Here is a 21,370-nt window from a genome sequence, read left to right on the forward strand (position 1 = left end):
CTCGTGGACAACTAAACCCGTTTGACATATAATTCGGGCTCTGTTTTCTCGCACTGTGAGCAATCTGATCAATTGCTATAACAAATGACGTTTATGCAGTTCCCTTGCGGAAACGGAAACGTTCAATCCATGCAGACGCAACCGACGGGCCAACTCCTCGCTCATCGCCACCGAACGATGCTGGCCACCCGTACAACCTATGGCAATAGTCACATAGTGCTTGTCTTCCTGGGCGTACCCTTCCAGAGCCGTTTCGATTGCCTTCTCATAGGCATCAAGGAATTCCACGGCACCCTTGCTGGAGAGTACATAATCCGACACCGGCTTGTCCAGACCATTCAGCTCGCGCAATTCAGGCACCCAGAACGGATTGGGCAGGAATCGCACATCAGCCACGAAATCAGCATCAATGGGCATACCGTATTTGAACCCGAAGCTGAATATATGTACGGAAACGGTAGCGGGACCGGATCCGAGCATTGCATCATAAAGCTTCGTGGAAAGCTGATGAATACTCAGATTACTGGTATCAATAACCCAATCGGCACGTTCTTTAAGATTGTTCAGCAGCTGGCGTTCCTCAAGAATGCCATCGATCAAACGATTCCCATGCTGCAACGGATGCGGCCTGCGAACAGATTCATATCGTTTGATCAGTACATCGTCACTTGCATCAAGGAACAGTATGCGGGTTTTCACTCCGAGATCATCGAGATGGCTCAGCACCGCCACCAGATCATCGAAATAACTGGAGCGTACATCAATCACCGCAGCGAGCTTATGGACGCCTCCATTGGCTCCCGAGGTGGTCATCATATCGACCAATGGGATGAGCAACCGGGGCGGCAGATTATCCACCACATACCAGCCCATATCTTCCACACAATCGGCGGCGTGGGAACGGCCGGCCCCAGACATACCGGTGATAAGCAGCACCTCAAAATCGGCGGCTGGAGACGTTTGCTTCGCCGGCGTGGAAACCGCATACCGAGATTCCGCTTGAGTCTCCCCTTTCGGTGGCACGCTCGACGATGACGCCGTACGCACAGATGCAGATTCGTTCATCACAGAGCCTCCTCAAGAGCTTTGCGCATGGCTATCTCCAGATGATCGTCTTCGGTGGTCGTGTCTTGCAACCGCTGATCAGCGTCACTGGGCGGATCTGTATCCCAAATACCGGTCATGAGCAATACCTGCACCAAAGCCTGATACAACAGCATCTCCTCGCCTCCGATGGCGCGCCCACCGCGGTTTCTCCACGCTTTCATGAGTTTGGTGGGACGCGGATCATATACGACGTCCAGCAGCGAACCATGCACGGATGCCATGCCGTCAACCAGCATTTCAGCCACACCATCGGCGGCATGGTCAGGAATCGTATTGATGGCGTATTCAGCCTGGCTTGCAGCGGTTGTAAGCGCTGCAACATCATCTAAGCTGATTTCGTCATAGGGATGGCTGGTTTTGATGAATTTGCCGAGCACGTCATTCAAGCCGGGGTTTTTCCCGGGATGCCGTGCCGCTATGGTGACATGTCCGATTTCCGGCATCATCGCGCAGGCCGCCGCAGCTGAGGTGGCGGTATTGCCGTTGCCGATAATCAGCGCGTTCAGACTACGGTCTGGCTTATGGTGTTCGCCGAATTCACGATTGGCATTGTCAAAAGCCAATTGGATACCGATAACATCCGTATTGTACAGCCGAATACCGGGTTTGCCATGGGGCCATTCCTGATCATCATAGGTTGCTTTCGACCAATCAAACACTGCGGTGTTGGCAATGTGAAGCTCTTTTGCCCATAGATTCGAAGGGACGCCATACGGTTGGATGGTTTTCTTCAATGGCATGGTGAGGCTCAGACCGGCCCAAGAAGGGTCGAGTCCTTTCAGGAAAGCATCGAGCTCGTCTTCTCCTACTTCATGCTTGTCATAATGCCATTCTGAGAGACCGAGCGCTCGATAGGCGGCGTTATGCAGTACGGGGGAAAGCGAATGTGCGATGGGCTTGCCGAGCACCGCGCAATGATGATTGGCCATTTCCTCTCCTTTTGACTCTTCCCATGCTAGTCGACTTCCGAGCCTGCGCCGGTACATTTACCCGTCCGCACACCGTCATGGCGTCATTCCTTTTGTCGGGCCTCCACTTGTCGGGCCTCCACATGCAAAGCGTTGTACAGTGTCTCGGCCTTGGCATGACCGACGCCTCTGACCGCTTCGAAATCCTCCACACTGGCCTCTCGCATAGCCTTTACGGATCCGAAGTGCGCGAGTAGACGCTTCTGGTAGCTTTCGCCGATGCCGGGAATATCATCCAACGCGCTGCGCAGAGCGCCTTTGCGCCGCTGCTGGCGATGGTAGGTGATGGCGAAACGATGGGATTCGTCACGCACGCGTTGCAACAGGTACATGCCTTCGGATTGACGTTTGAGGATGATCGGATACTCATCGTCCGGGACCCATACCTCTTCAAGTCGTTTGGCCAGACCGCAAACGGCTACATCGTCCACGCCACAATCGCTTAGCGCCCTGGCCGCCGCCATGACCTGTGGTCGTCCACCGTCAACCACTACGAGATTCGGCTTGTAGGCGAAATGCCTCCGGTTGGTGTTTTGCTGGACGAGCATGTCTACGTCATCCGAAGTTGCTGTCGAATGCCCGGATGCACTCTGCGACGACACCTCAGCATCTCGAGATGATGCCTGAGCCATAACGGCTTGAGCTGCCCGCTCCTCGGCGTCAATGCTCTCGCCTGAATCACCGGCGATATTGCCATGGCGAAAACGCCGGGTCAGCGTCTCATAGAGAGCGGACAGATCATCCACCGCGCCCTTGCCGTCATTGCCGCGGATGGCAAACCGGCGATACTCGGATTTCTTGGCTATCGCATCTTCAAACACCACCATTGAAGCTACTTGGAATGAACCGTCTACGGTATTTGAAATGTCGTAGCACTCAATGCGCAACGGCGCTTCAGACAAGCCCAATGCCTTGGCCACATCATTCATGGCCTGAGTACGGGCTCCCATGTCTGAGATACGACTCATTTTCGCCCGTGCCAAAGCCTGCTTCGCATTGTCGTTTGCACGATCCATAAGCTGTTTTTTGTCACCTCGCGCAGCCACTCGAACCGTTACCGCTCCCCCGCGCAGCCCAGTCAGCCAATGCTCAAGTTCTTGGCTGCGCGATGGCTCAATGGGAACAATGATCTCACGCGGTATGGGGGCTATCGGAGCGAGTAAATCGGCACGGCCCGTCACTTCCTGACGAGTGTTGCGCTCTCGGGTGGCCTTGGCACGAGACAGTGCATCGGTCGCTGTGACGGTCTGAGTAGATCCGATGGCTTCACGCCTGGTGGATATCGCAGTTCCCTCACCTTGCGCACCTTGCGCCTGATCATCAGCTCCAGTCGCATCCGAATACTCCGAATACACCTGAACGATGAAATCGGCCATAAGATCGCCGTCCTCGATATCTTCGACACGTTCGACGCTCCAGTTGCGCTCGCCACGAATCGATCCGGCTCGCACATAGAAGGCATGAACGGAGGCTTCGAGCTCATCGCTGGCAAACCCGAATACGTCCGCATCCACATCCTGGTCAAAAACAACTGCGTTCTGCTGGACCACGGTTTCAAGCATCTGGATCTGATCACGCAGGCGTGCAGCCTTCTCGAATTCGAGCTCGGAGCTGGCCCTCTTCATCTCGCGGGTAAGTTGCGTTATGTACGAGCGACCGAGGCGACCTGTCATAACGCCTACAAGCTGTTCGGCCAACCTACGGTGTTCAGCCGCTTCAATCCGCCCGATGCATGGTGCGGAGCATTTGCCTATCGACGCCAGCAGACATGGACGGCCGGTAAGTTGGGCTTTGTGGAACACGTTGGTGGTACAGGTGCGTACCGGGAAGGTACGGAGCAATCGATCAAGACTATGCCTAAGCTCCCAGACCTTGGCGTAGGGGCCAAAATACCGGGTATCACGGCGCTTGCGAGATCGAGTCACCCAGACCCGTGGAACACGCTCGCCCGTGCTTACCGCTAGGTACGGATAGGTTTTATCGTCACGGAACTGCACGTTGAATCGAGGATCGAATTCCTTGATCCACGTGTACTCCAAAGTCAGGGACTCCAGCTCAGTGGCCACGACGGTCCATTCCAAGCTGCGCGCCGTAAGTACCATGGTCTGCGTGCGCGGATGCAGCAAATACAGCGGTTGAAAATAATTGGTGAGCCTGTTGCGCAGGTTCTTGGCCTTGCCGACATAAATGACTCGTCCTTCACCGTCACGCCATTTATAGACGCCCGGCTTGGCGGGAATATCGGAGGTCTTCGGCCGGAACAGGTCACGGGAGTCACCTAGCAACGGAGCCCCGTTCACATTGACCCGCGCTTTCACTCCCCTGCCGGAGGTATCATCTTCCAACCCGTCATCATCCGTCATGGCACCATCCATCAAGGCCATGGCGGTCTTACGCCACTCATCCGGACTATGCCGTTCAATATCGTTCGTCATCTATCAACCATCCGCAACGTATGCACAGAACGAGCGTGGGGTCGGCATATACATGTCAGACCGTAAAGACTCGGCCTGAGCGGCCCGGAGCGTGTCGGACATCGTATATGCCGACCCCACGCGGACACCGGACTGAATAAGGGCAGTGGTTAGAGCATCGTCTTCAGGAACTTTCCGGTCCAGGAGTCCTCGCATTCAGCGACCTGTTCCGGGGTGCCTTGAGTGACGATGGTGCCTCCTCCGTCACCGCCTTCCGGACCTAGATCGATCAGCCAATCCGCTTCCTTGATTACATCGAGGTTATGCTCGATGACGATAACGGTATTTCCTTTGTCCACTAAGGATTGCAGCACCTTCAGCAGCTTGTTCACATCCTCGAAGTGAAGGCCTGTGGTCGGCTCATCAAGTATGTACACGGTTTTGCCGTCAGACCTGCGCTGCAGTTCGGTGGCGAGCTTTACTCGCTGCGATTCACCGCCCGAAAGCGTTGGAGCGGGCTGCCCGAGACGAATGTAACCGAGGCCCACATCCACCAGGGTCTTGAGATACCGGGAAATGCCGGTGTACGCCTTGAAGAAATCTGCGGCTTCCTCGATGGGCATGTTGAGGATGTCAGCGACGGTTTTGCCGTTGTAGGTGACCTCTAGCGTCTCACGGTTGTACCGTTTGCCGTGGCAGACCTCGCAGTCCACGTATACGTCCGGCAGGAAGTTCATCTCGATCTTGAGCGTACCGTCACCATGACAGGTCTCGCAGCGACCGCCTTTCACGTTGAAGCTAAAGCGCCCCGGCCCATAGCCACGCACCTGCGCTTCGGGGGTCTTGGCGAACAGCGTACGAATCTTATCCCAGACACCGGTGTAGGTGGCGGGGTTGGATCGTGGTGTGCGACCGATGGGGTTCTGATCCACATGGATCACTTTGCGCACCTGATCGATGCCCTCCACACGTATGTGCTTGCCGGGCACGATGCGTGCGCCGTTGAGCTTGTCCGCAAGCACCGGGTAGAGGATCGTATTCACCAGCGAGGATTTGCCGGAGCCGGAAACACCGGTGACCACAGTGAGGACACCAAGGGGGAAGCTCACGTCGATGTTCTTGAGATTGTTCTCGCGTGCACCGACCACCTTGAGCACCTTGGTCTTGTGTACCTTGCGCCGGTGGGCAGGCACGGCGATCTCACGCCGGTGAGCGATGTAATCGCCGGTGATGGAACGCTTTGCTTCGATGAGATGCTTGGCGGGGCCTGAATAGATGACCTCGCCACCATGTTCGCCGGCACCAGGACCAATGTCCACCACCCAATCGGCTTGACGTATCGTGTCCTCGTCATGCTCAACCACGATGAGTGTGTTGCCAAGGTCACGCAAATGATGCAATGTCTCGATGAGTCGTTCATTGTCGCGCTGGTGCAGGCCAATGGACGGCTCGTCCAACACGTACATGACACCGACCAGACCGGAACCGATCTGCGTGGCGAGACGAATGCGCTGCGCCTCACCGCCGGAGAGCGTGGCAGCAGCACGAGACAGCGTCAGGTAATCCAAACCGACATCGTTGAGGAAGCCAAGACGCGCTTTGATCTCCTTGAGCACTTCGCCGGCAATCATCTGCGCAGCGCCTTCGAGCTTCAGCCCGTTGACCCATTCCAGTTCGCGGACCACCGGCATGTCACACACGTCGAAGATGGACTTGCCATCCACGGTGACCGCCAGAACCTCGGGCTTGAGCCTTCGTCCATGGCATACCTGACAGGGCACCTCACGCATGTAGGACTCGTAATATTCGCGCATAGACTGCGAATCGGTTTCATCATGACGACGCATCAGCGTGCGTACCACGCCTTCGAAACCGGTGGAGTATTCGCGCAAGCGTCCCCAACGATTGCGGTAGGATACGTCCACCTTGAAGTCATGGCCGTACAGGATGTCATGCTTGACCTCGTCCGGCAGCTCCTTCCATGGGGTCTTCATGGAGAAACCCATCTCGCGGGCGAGTCCTTCGAGAATATGCCCGTAATACTGAGACGTCATCTTGGTGCCGCTCCATGGCTCGATGACGCCTTCAGACAAAGACTTGTCCGGGTCGGAAATGATGAGGTCGGGGTCGATTTCCAGCTTGAAACCCAAGCCGGTGCATGCCGGACAGGCACCATAGGGCGCATTGAAGGAGAACGTACGTGGTTCGATTTCATCGAGCTCCAGCGTATGGCCGTTGGGACAGCTGCGGTGTTCGGAGAACGGTTGACGACGAGCCGGGCTATCTTCCTCCTCGTCCACGAAATCGACGACGATGCTGCCATTTGCAATTTTCAATGCAGTCTCCACCGAATCGGTGAGACGCTGCCGAATGCCGTCCTTGACCACAAGACGATCCACCACCACTTCGATGGTGTGTTTCTTCTGTTTGACGAGTTTGATGTCGTCGGACAGCTGCTTCATCTCACCGTCGATAAGGGCGCGGGCGTATCCGTCGGAACGCAACAATTCGAGCATGTCCACGAACTCGCCTTTGCGTCCTTTGACCACGGGGGCCAGAATCTGGAATCGCGTACGTTCCGGGTAGTCCAGTAATGCGTCCACGATCTGCTGCGGGGTCTGCGACGCCACCGGCTCACCGCATTCAGGACAATGCGGTACGCCGGTGCGCGCGAACAAAAGTCGCAGATAGTCGTAGATTTCAGTGATGGTGCCGACCGTGGATCGCGGATTACGGTTCGTGGTTTTCTGATCAATGGAGACGGCCGGGCTCAGTCCCTCAATGAAGTCGACATCCGGCTTATCCATCTGTCCTAGGAACTGACGGGCGTATGCGGACAGCGACTCGACATACCGGCGCTGGCCTTCGGCAAACAAGGTGTCGAACGCGAGTGATGATTTACCTGAGCCGGACAGACCGGTGAACACCACCATGCGGTTGCGCGGAATCGCCAGATCCACGTTTTTGAGATTATGTTCGCGAGCGCCTTGGATGGTGATCTTGAGATCATTGGGAATGTATGAGATATCCGCTACGAGCGCCCCGTCATGCTCCACGAGCGGCGCTTTTCTGATCTCCCTTGACAGGAACGAGTCGCTGGTCATCACTTTTTCGACGATGACCTCGCCGTTTCTGCTTTTGGTCCGCCGTGCAACGTCGTTCTGCGTTGTCGCCACAGTCTCCCCGCTTTCCGTCAATGCTTACTGTCATGCGTGCTTCCGGGACATCTCATTTTCTGGAGGCATGCATGCCAAGTCCGTCCCAAGGATACCCGATTCCCCGACAATATTCGAACACACGTTCGACAATGTGTTGGTTCGTGTTGTCTTGTGCTGCAGCCATTTGGCGGTGCCCGGCAAAGACGCATTGGTCTCGTTGGCGTCAGCTATGAGCGATAATGAGGTGAGCGTCGCCTTTCGCCCTGTACGACGGTATTCGGATAGTGTTCATCCGTAAACATATACGGTGAATTCATATAGAGGAGTTGCCATGATCGATGGGTTCAAGAAGTTCATTGCGAGGGGGAACGTGATCGATATGGCGGTCGGTGTGGTGATGGGCAGTGCGGTCACTTCAGTGGTGAATGCGATTGTCAACAGCCTCATCAACCCGCTGATTGCCATGGTGTTCGGCAAGCCGGATATGAGTGGGCTGCTGGCGTTCACGTTCAACGGCGCTACGGTGTCGTTGGGCGCGATTTTGGGCTCACTGCTGAATTTTCTGGTGATTGCCGTGGCCGTGTATTTCTTCATTCTGGTGCCGATCAACAAGTTCCGCGACATGTCTGATGCACTGCTGATGAAGGCCAAGCTCAAGCAGGAGGCTGAAGATGCAGCCAGGAAGCCGGAAACCACGCCCGAAGAGCAAACCGTGCTTCTATTGACCGAAATCCGCGATCAGCTCGTCAGGCAATCCAAGTCGTCACTCCGGTGAGATTCATTTCATTCGTCGATTGTGTGTAGTCACATTCCGGTGACATTTGAGCTGGAAGAATCGGATGATATGAGACAATTCATTTCCCGTTGGTTGGTGTTGACGATTGCGGCAGCTGTCATGGTCGCTGTATTGCCCGGCATGGAGGCGGTGGGCGAGCCACCGATTCTTGGCGTCGCCGCATTCTCGCTATTCATGGCGTTGATCAACGCGTCGGTCAAGCCGGTCGTGCATATGCTCGCTTTGCCGATTTCCATCCTGAGCCTTGGCTTGTTCGCGCTGATTCTCAACTGGCTGTTCATGGAACTCGCCTCATATCTTGCGTTTTCCTTGTTTGATGTGGGCGTGATCATCCATGGCTTCTGGTGGTCGGTACTTGGCTCGGTCATCATGTCGATGGTTTCCAGCCTTGTCAGCAGCATCATTGGCGAATGACAGCCGCTCAAATGCGTGGAAACACGAATCACTGCCCCATTGAATACGATTGTGCGCATGCGCCGAATCATATTCGAGGCATGCGCGCAATAATCAGCCGACTCGATTTATCGGTTAACTCGGCTTGAGAGCGCTGAGAAACGCTTATTACTCAAGCGCCGCGCCCTTATTCTCTGAAATGAAGAACATGATGATGAACGCGATGATGTAAATGGATGCGATGGTGGCCAGAGCGAAGCCGAAACCATGGCCGGTGGCGACTGCTGCGATGACAACCGGTCCCAGGCCGCCGCCGATGAAACGCCCGGTGTTGTACAGGGCGGTCTGGGCAGTGGCGCGCAGCTCGGTCGGGAACAGTTCGGAGATGAGCGCGCCATAGCCACCGATCATGCCATTGACGAATAGGCCACGCCATCCAAAAGCAGTGAGAATCGGGGCACTCAGCAAGGATGCGAGCAGTACGCCCTCTCACTTCTCCGTGTCGGTTTCCTTGTCCTTACGGCGTCGTTCCAGCATGTAATAGCCGGCATAGCAACAGGCGACGAACGGAACCATGCAGTAGAGCGTCGAGCGTTGCGTTTCGTCGAGTACCACGAGCACAAGCGCACCTATGCACATGACTATGGCCAACCAAGGCAGTACGGGGAAACCAGGCGCCCGGTAGCCGAGCTCAGACACGCTATGCCCCGCTTGCGCCCATTCATGTCGGAAACGGATGTGGCATACGCATACGGAGAACCACACCACAAGCGTAGCCAGACCGGAAACAGCCACAAGCACCAGATACACCGTGGATGCGGCAACTACCGAAGAGAGCAACGCCAGCAGCGAGCCGGCCATGGAGAACAATACGGCCCATACCGGCACGCCATGGAAGTTGGTTTTGGCGAAACGAACAGGAATGAGCCGTTCCTTGGCCAGCGACCAGACCATGCGCGAGCATACGTACAGGCCGGAGTTCGCAGCGGAAAGCACAGCCGTCAGAACCACGAAATTCATCACGTCTCCCGCAAACGGCATACCGATCGACTGGAATACGAGCACGAACGGACTGGTCTCCACCCCTGCCTGATGCCATGGGATCAAGGCGGCCATCACTGCGATGGACCCGATGAAGAACATGGCCAGACGAAACACCGTGGTGTGTACGGCTTTCGGGATGGCACGACCGGGATCCTTCGTCTCGCCGGCGGCTACGCCCACCACTTCGGTGCCGGAGAATGCAAACACCACGGTCAGCAACGTGGAGAACACGGGAGCGAATCCGTTGGGGAACCAACCGTCTGATACAAAGTTGTTGAATAGGGGCGCATGGTCGTATCCGCTAATCGGTATTGCGCCGAAAATAGCCAGCAAACCGATGATGATGAACGCCACGATGGCGAACACTTTGATTGAGGCGAACCAGAATTCCGCCTCGCCATATAGCCGAACAGACAGAATGTTCAAAGCGAACACCACGATGATGAACAAGGCGGACCACACCCATGAGGGAGAATCGGGAAACCAACGCTGCATAAGCAGTCCAGCCGCCGTGAATTCGCTGGCCAACGCCACCGCCCAGTTGAGCCAGTAGAGGATGGCTATGGTGAACGCGCTGCCGGGACCTATGAATCGCTTCGCATACAAATGGAAACTACCCGCATACGGCATGGCCACGGACAACTCGCCCAAGGAAACCATCACGCAGTAGACGAGCAGCGAACCTACACCATATGCCAGAATCGCGCCCAGCGGGCCTGCCTGATGAATCGTATAACCAGAGGAGACAAACAGACCGGTACCGATCACGCCGCCCAATGAGATCATGGTCAGATGACGGGATTCCATTTTCCGTTCAAGACCAGTGCCACTGGTCGTACCGGTTGCGTCGTCTGCATTCAACGTCCCGGTAGCGGGCGTGACCTTTCCGTCGTCCGACATGCCTTCAAACTCCTTCGGTCATGGATGGTTTGTCACGAATGGACTTCCCCATGATAGCCGGACATCGGCCTAGACGGTGAATTATATGATGATCTATCACGTTCTTATCGTTCTATCGCCAGGCTTTGAGCACGTCAGACGGTATTTGAGAGGCGTCAAAACGATAATGTCCGGTGACGCTCATGCGCTTTTTGAACGCAAAATAATCGTTTTCGCGCTGCTGTTGCCCCATGTTATGGATGACATAGGGCAGCCCGGTCGCATCACGTTTGTCGGAAATGATACCGATGTGTTTGGTATGCGAGAACACCACGATGTCGCCGGCTTGCCACTGATCTTTGTCTGCAGGATCATCGGTCAGTCTCCGCGCATATTTGGCGAAGAATACATCAAGCACACCGGTACGACGGAAGTCGATATTCGGATCCGGACTCGGTGCCACCGTGGCATAGGAGGCCGGATCGGCTGATATATCAGCATCGACCATGGCCTTAAGGTCATATCCGGCTTCTCTGAAGGCACGCCAAACGACGTCCGTGCAAGCGCCTCGCTCATCCGGTGGATATCCGCCTTGGTAATAGCCGTCGTCATATTGGGGCTTGTTGGCCGCATCCGCTAAAGCGCCGGCGAGAATATCAGAGTAATCGTCTTTGCCGTTGTTATTGAAATCGATCGAACTGGCCTGTCTGGGGTACTGGCGCTCCGCTTCCTGTTGAGACATGATCGCGGTATCGTCGGATCTGTTTGCGCCGGCAGATGCGATGGTCTCGACGAGGCTGTCGCCAAGTGGCCGCCATGGCAACCCTGCCATGTGATGGACAGCAAATGCTCCTGCGGCGCACATAAGGGCGATCAATGCAAAGGCAACGCCTGCGGCGACCCGACGCTTGATTTTCCGCTGTCCATCACGAGGCATAATGCCATTCCCAGGATTCATATGCTGCGCCATCATACGCCCCTCATTCATTTGGATCACCCATTGTCACAATTGTATGCACCTCATTTTCTCCTTACACCGTCATCTACAGTTTGCGCATGATACGCGTATCACTTTTTTCTGAACAACATGTTGTTGTTATAGCTTTTCGCAATAAACAGACATCATGTTGATTGACTATTGAATGCTGAAACAAAATACTCCCCTCATAGAGGGGAGTACATACGTATCCGATGCCTTGTGCTGTCAGAGCTCGCGCAGTTGCGCCGCGATCTGAACAGCTTCCACACTGGCCTCCGCCTTGTTCCGAGTCTCCTGCCATTCAGTGGCAGGCACGGAGTCAAGCACGATGCCCGCGCCTGCCTGCACACTCGCCTCATGGTCTCGCAGGAATGCGGTGCGAATGGCGATGGCCATATCCAGATTGCCGGAGAAATCGAAATAGCCGACAGTGCCACCGTAGATGCCACGATCCGCAGGTTCCAGCTCGTCGATAATCTCAATGGCGCGAGGCTTAGGCGCGCCGGAGAGCGTGCCCGCCGGGAATGCAGAGGTAAATACATCGAACGCGGTCATGGACGGGTTCACGCGGCCAGTTACTGTGGAGCAGATGTGCATGATATGGCTGAAGCGTTTGATGTCCATTAGGGATACGACTTCGACCGTGGTCGGATCGCAGACACGGCTAAGGTCGTTGCGCGCCAGATCCACCAGCATGATATGTTCGCTGCGTTCCTTCGGATCGGCAAGCAATTCCTTGGCGAGCTTCTCGTCTTCCTCCGGTGTAGCGCCGCGCGGGCGCGAGCCGGCGATCGGGAAGGTCATGGCATGGCCGTTGTCCACTTTGATGAGGGTTTCGGGGCTGGAGCCGATCACATTGAAGTCACGCCCCTGTGCATCGGTCAACGCCATGAAATACATGTACGGACTCGGATTGAGAGTGCGCAACACGCGATATACATCGAACGGATCGGCCGGCGAATCAATGTCGAGCCGCTGGGAGATAACTACCTGGAACACGTCGCCATCAACAATGTGCCGCTTGGCCGCTTCCACCGCATGTTCATAATGGCTCTTCTCCGTACGGAAACGGAGCACAGGCTGTGCAACGGTCTCGTCCAGCACATTAACGCGTGCTTCGCCCAACGTCGGTGTGGCCGCATCGCGCTGCATTTGATCGAGTCTGGCAATGGCTTCATTGTAAGCGGCGTCCGCACGCGTAGGCTTGTCGTCAACGTTCACCGCATTGGCGATCAGCCACACGGAACCAGATACATGGTCCACCACGGCAATATCCGTAGCCAATGCGAGCACGGTTTCCGGTTGCCCGGTCTCGTTGGGAGCCTCGGCACGCAGCGTAGGCTCCCAGTGGCGAATCGCATCCCAGCCCACGGTGCCGACCAATCCGCTGGTCAGATTCGGCAGCCCCTCCACATGAGGAGCTTTCAGGGTCTTCAACGTGGCATGAGCCACTTCGACCACATCGCCGGTACGAGGCACGCCTGCCGGCACCTTGCCAAGCCAATCAGCTTGACCGTCATGCGAACGCAACTGCGCCATCGAATTGACGCCAATGAAGCTGTAGCGACTCCAAGTGCCCCCGAATTCCGCTGATTCAAGGATGAAAGTGCCGCTACGTCCGCCGGCGAGCCGTTCATAGAAGCCAACAGGTGTCAGCGAATCAGCGAGCAAGCGACGCACGATCGGAATCACACGATATCCCTCGTCGGCCAGCTCATGGAACTGTTCGCGACTGGGCCAGGTCGCTCCCCATTTCAAATGCTTGACGCTGCATTCGCTCATACGAATCCTCCTTTGGAAAAGCTGTATGGACAGGACGCCGAATCACTGGTCGGCAGGACGGTGACCCTCGACTACAGGCAACGGGCCACCTTCAAGGAAGCAGCTGCGCTTGCCGGTATGGCAAGCGGCACCCACCTGATCGACTTCCACCAGCAATGCATCACCATCGCAATCAAGCGAAACACCCTTGACGTACTGCACGTGGCCTGATGTATCACCCTTACGCCAGTATTCCTGTCGTGACCGGGACCAGAAGGTCACCCGTCCAGTCGTCAAAGTGCGGCGCAACGCCTCATCATTCATATACCCAACCATCAGCACTTCACGGGTGTCGTACTGCTGCACCACAGCCGCGACCAAGCCTTTGGCATCACGCTTGAGCCGTTCGGCGATGCGCGGGTCCAGCGTTTCGGTGTTGTCGTACGCAATGGTTTCGGTGGTTGTATTCGTCATTTCCTCTTGCATTTCGTGTTGTTATTTCGTTTCAGCATTTTCAGCGCACGGTGTAGCCGTGCTTCCTGAGCTCAGCCTTGACATCGGCGATGGTCATGATGCCGTAATGGAATACAGATGCGGCCAGCACGGCATCGGCACCGGCCTCGATGGCGGGAGGGAAATCTTCGACTTTACCCGCACCGCCGGAGGCGATAATCGGGATCTTGACTTCCCTGCGTACGGCACGGATCATTTCCAGATCGAAACCTTCCTGAGTACCGTCGGCGTCCATGGAATTGAGCAGAATCTCTCCCGCTCCCAGTTCTTCGGCACGCTTGACCCACCAGATGGCATCGATGCCAGTGGATTTACGCCCGCCCATCGTGGTGACTTCGAAACCGGACTGCGTGTGTTGTTCGCCTTGCTCACGACGGGCGTCCACGGAGAGCACCAGCACCTGATTACCGAAACGGTCCGCGACACGGCTGATAAGCGAAGGATCGTTGATTGCCGCGGTATTGACTCCGACCTTGTCCGCGCCACAACGCAATAGGGAATCTACGTCCTCGGGCGTACGCACGCCACCGCCTACAGTCATAGGGATGAAGACCTGCTCCGCAGTACGCGAGACCACATCAATCATGGTGCCACGGTGCGAACTGGAGGCGGTCACATCAAGGAACGTGATCTCGTCTGCGCCTTGACGATAGTATTCGGCAGCCAGCTCTACAGGATCGCCGGCATCCTTAAGGTTTTCGAAATGCACACCTTTCACCACACGACCGGCGTCAACGTCCAGGCACGGGATGACTCGTACCGCCAACGACATGCTGCTCTCCCCTGTTCGGCTTTGCATTAACGCCTTTCAGCCTACCTATCTCCCGTTACATGGCTGCGGGCGTTTCTGGAATATGAGAATCGATACGATTGCGCGCCCAGCGAACCAGCACATGGCATGAATGCGCTCCATGCCTGGATTGTGGGAGAATATGCGATGGAATATCCGCCAATTCAAGGAGGTTGTGATGGCTGTGGAAAACAGCAAAGTGCTGATCATCGTGAACAACTGGGGTATCGAGGAGACCGAACTGACGCGCCCTCTACGCGATCTCAAGGCAGCCGGCGCGCAGGTGACCCTTGCCGCCACCACAATGGACCCGTGCGAGACTGTCCAGCATGATCGTTATGAGGGCGAGACGCTCACTCCAGACGCGTTGCTGTCGGATGTGCAAGCCGCTGATTATGACCTGCTGGTGGTGCCTGGCGGCACCTGCAACGTGGATCGCATCCGCGTCAACGAGGATGCCATTACGCTGGCACAGGAGTTCGCTCATGAAGGAAAGCCGATTGCAGCTATTTGCCATGGAGCTTGGCTGCTGGTAAACGCTGGTCTCATCGCCGGTAAGACCGCGGCACCCTGCCGCTATATCGCAGCCGACATCGAGAATGCCGGAGGCCACTACGTTGATAAACAAGTGCATGTAGATGATGCAAATGGATTCCGCCTCATCACTTCCCGCAAACCTGATGACTTGGATTACTTCGTGGATGCGATCAAGGACGCACTGAAGTAGGAGAACTCCTTTCGCGGGGCAAACACCATGGAAGATGGGATGGGGACGGTTCTGCGCTCACTGTAATCCCCCTCAATCGTTCTCAACCGTCCGGAATCGCAGTGATCGGAGAATCGTCCCCATTATGTATGTGTATGCCACCGTCCATATCTGTGGAAAAGCAACCCTGACGAGATCGCTTCCCTACCGCTCTTTGGCGGCAAGCTGGCCACAAGCACCGTCAATATCCTGACCGCGAGTATCACGCAATGTAGCGGTGATGCCTGCGGCATGGAGAATATCCAAGAATCTGGCCTCATCTTCGGGTTTGGAGGCCGTCCACTTGGATCCTTCAATCGGATTAAGCGGAATCGGATTCACGTGCGCCCAATTGTCTCCATAATGATTCAGTCGCTTGGCCAGCAGCCGTGCATGTTCGGCCTGATCGTTGATGCCTCGCATAAGCGCATATTCGATGCTTACGCGACGTTTGGACGCGAGCCAATAGTCGTGCGCGGCATCCAGTACCTGTTCGGTGTTGAAGCGCTTGTTCATCGGCACGAGTTCATCGCGCAGCTCATCGCTCGGGGCATGTAACGAAACAGCCAGTCGCACCGGGATGCCTTCTGCGGTAAGTTTCCTGATGCCGGGCACTACACCCACCGTGGATACGGTGATGTTACGTGCCGAAATACCGAATCCTTCCGGTGGCATGGCAGAAATCTGACGGACTGCAGACAGCACGGACTTATAGTTGCCCATCGGCTCGCCCATGCCCATGAACACGATATTGCTCAGACGCCCAGGGCCACCGGCGACCTCACCGTCACGCATCATCTTGGCGGCCACACGCACCTGCTCCACGATCTCCCCAGCAGACATGTTTCGAGTCAGGCCGAGCTTACCGGTGGCGCAGAACGGACATCCCATGCCACAACCCACCTGAGAGGAGATACACAGCGTGGTACGCGTCGGGTAACGCATGAGCACGGATTCGATGAGCGAGCCATCGAACAGTTTCCACAATGTTTTTATTGTGGTGCCTTGATCGGCTACCTGCCGGGTGACTTCGGTAATGAGCCGGGGGAAGAACGCAGCCGCGGCGTCATCGCGCTTTGCAGCTGGAAAATCGGTGAATTCAGCCGCGTTCACGTCACAGTGGCCAAAGTAGTGGTTGGCCAGCTGCTTGACACGGAACTTGGGCAGGCCCAATTCGCCGGCGCATGCGATGCGTTCCTCGGCGGTCATATCCACGAAATGCAGCGGAGGCTTGCCTCGCCGAGCATGATCCTTTGACAGTACATCGCGGAATGCTCCTTCGGTACCGCCCGGAGTAATACCGGTTTCCGGTGTTTCTTTTGGTGTTGCAGTCATACGTTCCTCATCCTGTTTCTTGGATTACGCGGATGCAGGTCCGCGGTTGGTACGGCATTTCCCAATGCGAAAGCCCGATTACGCGGCCAATATGGGCAACGGAATCGGGCATGGATCATGTCGCATAATCGGCAATCACAATCCGGTGATCCACAGCAGCACGCAGGTGAAAGGTGCGCTCATGAGAATGGAATCGACACGGTCCATCACACCACCATGGCCTTTGAGCAGATGACCCATATCTTTGATGCCGATATCACGTTTGAGCATGGAAGCGCATAGGTCTCCGAAAGTGCCGACTGCACCGATGAGGACACCGGCCAGAATCGGCACCCACCAGCGCGTTGACCATGTGGAGGCGTCATAGGTACATGCGAACACGGCAAATGCGCCTGCCATGGCAAACAGCATGGACCCGATAAGTCCTTCGACGGACTTCTTCGGTGAAATACGCGGACTCAGCTTATGCTTGCCTAACCATGCTCCGGCGAACAGCCCACCGGTATCCGAAAGAGCCGGCAGAAACACCAGCATAATCGCGTGCGCCACGGGGTGTTCGTTGAATGTCAAGGAAATGATAATGCAGCTGGCCAAGAGCGGAATGTACAGCACCGTGAGCACGGATACCGCCACATGGCTGAGTCTGGAATGATGCTGTTCGCCACCTTCATGGTTAAAAGAAGATTCCAGCCGTGCGCTTGCATCTGTGTTGGACAGCTTGCCGGCAACCGCCAATGACAGGCGGTTGCCGAAGCTGAGTTTTGCGCTGGCTGCGATCGACACGAGCATAATCGCAATGACGATGCTTAGCGACATGGTGATGAGATGGTACGGAGAGTAGTAGGTGGCGATCAACGTGAATGCAGAACAAATCCACAGCATGATTACCGGTATATGAAGGCCTACGGTGGCGAAATCCACACGAAGCTCCCATAATGCCAGAATCATGAATACTACGACCAGCAGTACGAACAAGTCGATGCTGAACAATAGACAACCGACAATGATCGCGACAAGCACTACGGCCGTGCCGATGGCCTGAGGCATGTTACGCCCGGTCTTTTTGTTGATCTGGTCGAGGGTTTCCTCAGCCTCTGCTTGGAGTTGTTCGTTGTGTGCCATAATGCTCCGGACCCGGTCTGACGATCAGACCTCCATGATCTCCTTCTGCTTGGTTTCCAGAAGGAGATCGATCTCATCGGTGACGGACTTGGTGACCTTGTCCAGATCCTTGAGCAGACGATCGCCTTCATCCTCGCCCATATCGCCATCCTTGACGGACTTGTCAATGGTTTCCTTGGTCTTGCGACGAATGTTACGCACGGCCACCTTACCGTCTTCTGCCTTGGACTTGGCGAGCTTGACGTATTCCTTGCGACGTTCCTCAGTCAGCTCCGGCATGGTAAGACGGATAACGTTGCCATCGCGATTCGGGCTGATGCCCAGATCGGAGTTTCGAATGGCCTTTTCCACGGCGGCAATCTGAGAGACATCGAACGGAGACACAGACAGCATACGTGGCTCAGGAACACCGATGGAGGCGATGGCCTTCAGCGGGGTCGGAGCGCCATAGTAATCAACGGTGATGCCGTTGAGCAGGGCAGGATTGGCGCGGCCGGTACGAATGCCGGCAAAGTTTTCCTTGGTGTTCTCGACGGTCTTGGCCATCTGGTCCTTGGCCTGATCGATAAGAGACATATTCAGCTCCTTTGTGTTGAGATGTTCGTCCGTGAACGTTGAGTTATTGTTCTGTCCGTGTATTCGATTGTAGGCGATACCGCTCCTGCAATCACTCGGCCACACGCGACTCGGCCGTGGAAACCAGCGTACCGATCTCCTCACCGACAAGGGCGCGCGTCACATTGCCTTGTTCTTCAAGTCCGAAGACGCGGATGCGCTTCTTGTTGTCACGAGCCATGGAGAGCGCCGAGGCATCCATAACAGCCAGATTGTCCACCAACGCGCGGTTATAGCTGAGCGTCTCGAAGCGCTTGGCCTCGGGATCTTTACGCGGATCGGCGGTATACACACCATCCACACCGTTCTTGCCCATAAGCACTTCGTCGCAGTGAATCTCCAAGGAGCGCTGGATGGAGACAGTGTCCGTGGAGAAATACGGCATGCCGGCACCGGCACCGAAAATCACCACACGTCCCTTTTCAAGATGACGGATGGCCTTAAGCGGAATGTACGGCTCGGCAACCTGTCCCATGGTAATGGCGGTCTGCACGCGAGTGGCCTGTCCTTCCTGCTCCAGGAAATCCTGCAGGGCCAGACAGTTCATAACCGTGCCGAGCATACCCATGTAATCGCCGCGAGAACGATCAATGCCCGCCTGCTGCAGTTCGGCACCACGGAAGAAGTTGCCGCCGCCGACCACGATGGCCACCTGAACGCCCTGCTGCACAGCCGGAACGATTTCCTCGGCGATACGACGAACCACGTGGGTATCGATACCGACCTTGCCGCCGCCGAACGCTTCGCCGGACAGTTTAAGCAGAACCCTGCGTGGCTTATCGTTATCAGTCATGTTATGCCTTCCTTCACCGAAAGTGCCCAAATATTCGTAGACTAGCGTATCGGCTTACAAAGACACCGTTGCAAGTTAGTTTGTTTTAGCTTGCAGGACGGTCTTGCGGCCGTCCGCTCCAAGTCTTACGCCGTTTGCATGGCTGCTTGGTTCACGTTTCATCGGGGTCCGCCTTCCATCCTGACGGGTGGCTGGTCTTATGTCCCCTCCGCGTGCGTTTAACGTCTCCGGGGCACTCCCGGCGACTTGGATGTTGATGGCCGCGTTCAGGTCGCGGTCTATGGTCAGACCACAGCTTTCGCAGTGGTAGGTTCGCTCGTTGAGGGAGAGCTTGGTTTTCACGCTCCCGCAGTTCGAGCAGAGTTTCGAGCTGGGATACCAACGGTCGATGACATGTAGTCTCGTACCCGTGCGGACGGTCTTGTATTCGAGTTGCCGGCGGAATTCCGCGAATGACGCGTCCTCAATGGCTTTGGCGAGACGGTGGTTCTTGACCATGCCGGCCACGTTCAGGTCTTCGATGCAGATGCCCGAATACGTGGATGCGAGCATCGTGGTGAGCTTGTGCAGCAGGTCGCGGCGCTGGTCGGCGACATGGGCGTGGATGCGTGCGACCCGCTCGCGCGCCTTGCGGCGACGGTTCGACCCGCTGGTTTTGCGGCTCAACTCCTTCTGCACGCGTTTCAACCGGCGTTCGCCGGCTACGAGAGTATGCGGATTCGGGATGACGACACCATTCGAGAGCGCGGCAAGCGTTTTGACGCCCAAGTCGATGCCGACCGTTCCGCCTGTCGGCATCCGGCCTGATGTCATGTCCGGCCGTTCCACGGTCAGTGACGCGTACCAGCGGCCCGCATGCCGTCTGACGGTCATGCGCAGCACTCTCGCGTCTCCGACCCGTTTCATGACGTTTTCCATGCAATGCACGCGTCCGATTCGAGGCAGCCTCAACGCTTTCGGGTCGCCGTCGATGAGACCGAACGAGCCGGTCGTGTACGCGAAACGAGGGGTCGCCTTGTCCTTAGACTTGAATCTCGGAAAACCGACCTTGCGCCCCTTGCGCTGTCCCTTCCTGCTTTTCGACCAGTTCGACAACGCGTCCGACAATGCTTCGAGACCGCTGCTGTACGCTTCCTTGCTGTTCTCCCGCCACCACGGTATGCCGTCGGCATCGACCGCCAGAATATCCTTGTTCGCGTTCCACCAGCGGCGCAACGCATACAGGGACCATGCCGGCTTCTCCTTGGCTTCAAGCATCTCCCTGACGTGGGCCAGCCCGGCGTTGAACGCGAACCGCGCCGTCCCGGCATGGGACAACAGCAGTCGCTTCTGCGCGGAGGTAGGGTCCAACGCGACCTTGACGGCCTCAAGCATTCTCCACCGCCCTCAACGCCGCCCGCGCCTTGTTCTTGGCGGCGCGACGCCCGTACAGTCTCGCGCAGAACGAGGTCAGCACCTCGGTCATGTCACGCACCAGATCATCATCCGATTCCGTGTCGTCCACGACGATGAGACGACGACCCTGCGCCTTCAACGCGGACTCGACCAGTCCCGCATTCATGCGAGCCAGACGGTCACGATGCTCCACGATGATCGTGCCCACGTTCGGGTCGGCAAGAATCCGGTTGAGATTGCGCCGCCTGTCGTTCATGCCCGAACCGGTCTCCATGACCACTTGGATGTCCGATGCGCCGAGACTGATGGCGAACGCCTTCAACCGGTCCGCCTGACGTTGCAAATCCGCTTTCTGATCGGCCGACGACACGCGCGCATAACACACGGTACGGGAACCCGCGACGAGCGTATCGGGCTTTTCGTATTTCGGGTCGTGGATGAGCCACACGCTTCCGGAACGTTCGAACGGCACGGGCATACGATTCTCACGACACCACTTCCACACCGTCTGCTCGTTCAACCCCTCACGAACAGCCCACTCCTTAACACGCATGAATAAGCCA

General features: G+C 56.4%; 19 protein-coding genes. 3 read left to right on the top strand and 16 right to left on the bottom strand.

Annotation, left to right across the window (positions count from 1 at the left end):
• Positions 1-75 precede the first annotated feature (75 nt).
• From rapZ to uvrA, 4 genes are all read right to left on the bottom strand, one after another.
• Entirely contained in the window at positions 76-1,023 is a 948-nt protein-coding gene (rapZ, locus tag G1C97_RS04745; protein WP_417852206.1) for an RNase adapter RapZ, read from the bottom strand.
• A 41-nt stretch (positions 1,024-1,064) separates the two neighbouring features.
• A complete protein-coding gene (locus G1C97_RS04750; RefSeq protein WP_169240902.1) occupies positions 1,065-2,036 on the bottom strand; it encodes a shikimate dehydrogenase family protein in 972 nt (323 codons plus the stop codon).
• A gap of 83 nt (positions 2,037-2,119) precedes the next feature.
• The gene (uvrC, locus tag G1C97_RS04755) at positions 2,120-4,510 is read right to left on the bottom strand and encodes an excinuclease ABC subunit UvrC (RefSeq protein WP_169240770.1); all 2,391 of its coding nucleotides are present in this window, start codon (positions 4,508-4,510) and stop codon (positions 2,120-2,122) included.
• 149 nt (positions 4,511-4,659) lie between these two features.
• Positions 4,660-7,593, bottom strand: coding sequence for an excinuclease ABC subunit UvrA (gene uvrA / locus G1C97_RS04760; RefSeq protein ID WP_169240903.1), 2,934 nt, complete (start codon positions 7,591-7,593; stop codon positions 4,660-4,662).
• A 385-nt stretch (positions 7,594-7,978) separates the two neighbouring features.
• Here uvrA and mscL point away from each other — a divergent pair, with 385 nt between their 5' ends.
• Together mscL and G1C97_RS04770 are read left to right on the top strand one after the other, a co-directional pair.
• Positions 7,979-8,422, top strand: a complete 444-nt coding sequence (gene mscL / locus G1C97_RS04765; protein ID WP_169240771.1) for a large conductance mechanosensitive channel protein MscL — start codon at positions 7,979-7,981, stop codon at positions 8,420-8,422.
• 69 nt (positions 8,423-8,491) lie between these two features.
• On the top strand, positions 8,492-8,857 hold the full coding sequence (locus G1C97_RS04770; protein WP_169240772.1) for a phage holin family protein: 366 nt from the start codon (positions 8,492-8,494) through the stop codon (positions 8,855-8,857).
• A 147-nt stretch (positions 8,858-9,004) separates the two neighbouring features.
• Here G1C97_RS04770 and G1C97_RS04775 read toward each other — a convergent pair whose 3' ends face one another.
• The 6 genes from G1C97_RS04775 to hisF all read right to left on the bottom strand — a co-directional run bounded on the left by G1C97_RS04775 (position 9,005) and on the right by hisF (position 14,784).
• A complete protein-coding gene (locus tag G1C97_RS04775; protein ID WP_169240773.1) occupies positions 9,005-9,304 on the bottom strand; it encodes a hypothetical protein in 300 nt (99 codons plus the stop codon).
• Positions 9,305-9,325: 21 nt separating this feature from the next.
• Complete coding sequence (locus G1C97_RS04780; protein WP_169240904.1) at positions 9,326-10,687, bottom strand: amino acid permease; 1,362 nt, start codon at positions 10,685-10,687, stop codon at positions 9,326-9,328.
• A gap of 205 nt (positions 10,688-10,892) precedes the next feature.
• Positions 10,893-11,732 carry a DUF1287 domain-containing protein gene (locus tag G1C97_RS04785; RefSeq protein WP_240951010.1) on the bottom strand — a complete coding sequence of 280 codons (840 nt, stop codon included), beginning with the start codon at positions 11,730-11,732 and terminating at the stop codon, positions 10,893-10,895.
• A gap of 231 nt (positions 11,733-11,963) precedes the next feature.
• Positions 11,964-13,520: an anthranilate synthase component I gene (locus tag G1C97_RS04790; protein WP_169240775.1), complete on the bottom strand. Its 1,557-nt coding sequence runs from the start codon at positions 13,518-13,520 to the stop codon at positions 11,964-11,966.
• 42 nt (positions 13,521-13,562) lie between these two features.
• Positions 13,563-13,973, bottom strand: a complete 411-nt coding sequence (gene hisI, locus G1C97_RS04795; protein ID WP_169240776.1) for a phosphoribosyl-AMP cyclohydrolase — start codon at positions 13,971-13,973, stop codon at positions 13,563-13,565.
• A 40-nt stretch (positions 13,974-14,013) separates the two neighbouring features.
• Entirely contained in the window at positions 14,014-14,784 is a 771-nt protein-coding gene (gene hisF, locus G1C97_RS04800) for an imidazole glycerol phosphate synthase subunit HisF (RefSeq protein WP_100495831.1), read from the bottom strand.
• 196 nt (positions 14,785-14,980) lie between these two features.
• Here hisF and G1C97_RS04805 point away from each other — a divergent pair, with 196 nt between their 5' ends.
• Positions 14,981-15,529, top strand: a complete 549-nt coding sequence (locus G1C97_RS04805; RefSeq protein WP_169240777.1) for a type 1 glutamine amidotransferase domain-containing protein — start codon at positions 14,981-14,983, stop codon at positions 15,527-15,529.
• Positions 15,530-15,712: 183 nt separating this feature from the next.
• Here G1C97_RS04805 and rlmN read toward each other — a convergent pair whose 3' ends face one another.
• From rlmN to G1C97_RS04835, 6 genes are all read right to left on the bottom strand, one after another.
• The gene (gene rlmN / locus G1C97_RS04810; protein WP_169240778.1) at positions 15,713-16,882 is read right to left on the bottom strand and encodes a dual-specificity RNA methyltransferase RlmN; all 1,170 of its coding nucleotides are present in this window, start codon (positions 16,880-16,882) and stop codon (positions 15,713-15,715) included.
• 135 nt (positions 16,883-17,017) lie between these two features.
• Positions 17,018-18,004, bottom strand: coding sequence for a phosphatidate cytidylyltransferase (locus G1C97_RS04815; protein ID WP_169240779.1), 987 nt, complete (start codon positions 18,002-18,004; stop codon positions 17,018-17,020).
• Between the two features lie 24 nt (positions 18,005-18,028).
• Positions 18,029-18,580, bottom strand: coding sequence for a ribosome recycling factor (gene frr / locus G1C97_RS04820; RefSeq protein ID WP_169240780.1), 552 nt, complete (start codon positions 18,578-18,580; stop codon positions 18,029-18,031).
• A 91-nt stretch (positions 18,581-18,671) separates the two neighbouring features.
• Positions 18,672-19,412, bottom strand: a complete 741-nt coding sequence (gene pyrH / locus G1C97_RS04825) for a UMP kinase (protein ID WP_169240781.1) — start codon at positions 19,410-19,412, stop codon at positions 18,672-18,674.
• Positions 19,413-19,487: 75 nt separating this feature from the next.
• Positions 19,488-20,786, bottom strand: a complete 1,299-nt coding sequence (gene tnpB, locus G1C97_RS04830; RefSeq protein ID WP_169240782.1) for an IS607 family element RNA-guided endonuclease TnpB — start codon at positions 20,784-20,786, stop codon at positions 19,488-19,490.
• Positions 20,779-21,360, bottom strand: a complete 582-nt coding sequence (locus G1C97_RS04835; protein WP_169240783.1) for an IS607 family transposase — start codon at positions 21,358-21,360, stop codon at positions 20,779-20,781. Before G1C97_RS04835 ends, tnpB begins: the two co-directional genes overlap by 8 nt.
• Positions 21,361-21,370: the final 10 nt, after the last annotated feature.

Source organism: Bifidobacterium olomucense (assembly GCF_012932375.1).
GTDB classification, from domain to species: domain Bacteria; phylum Actinomycetota; class Actinomycetes; order Actinomycetales; family Bifidobacteriaceae; genus Bifidobacterium; species Bifidobacterium olomucense.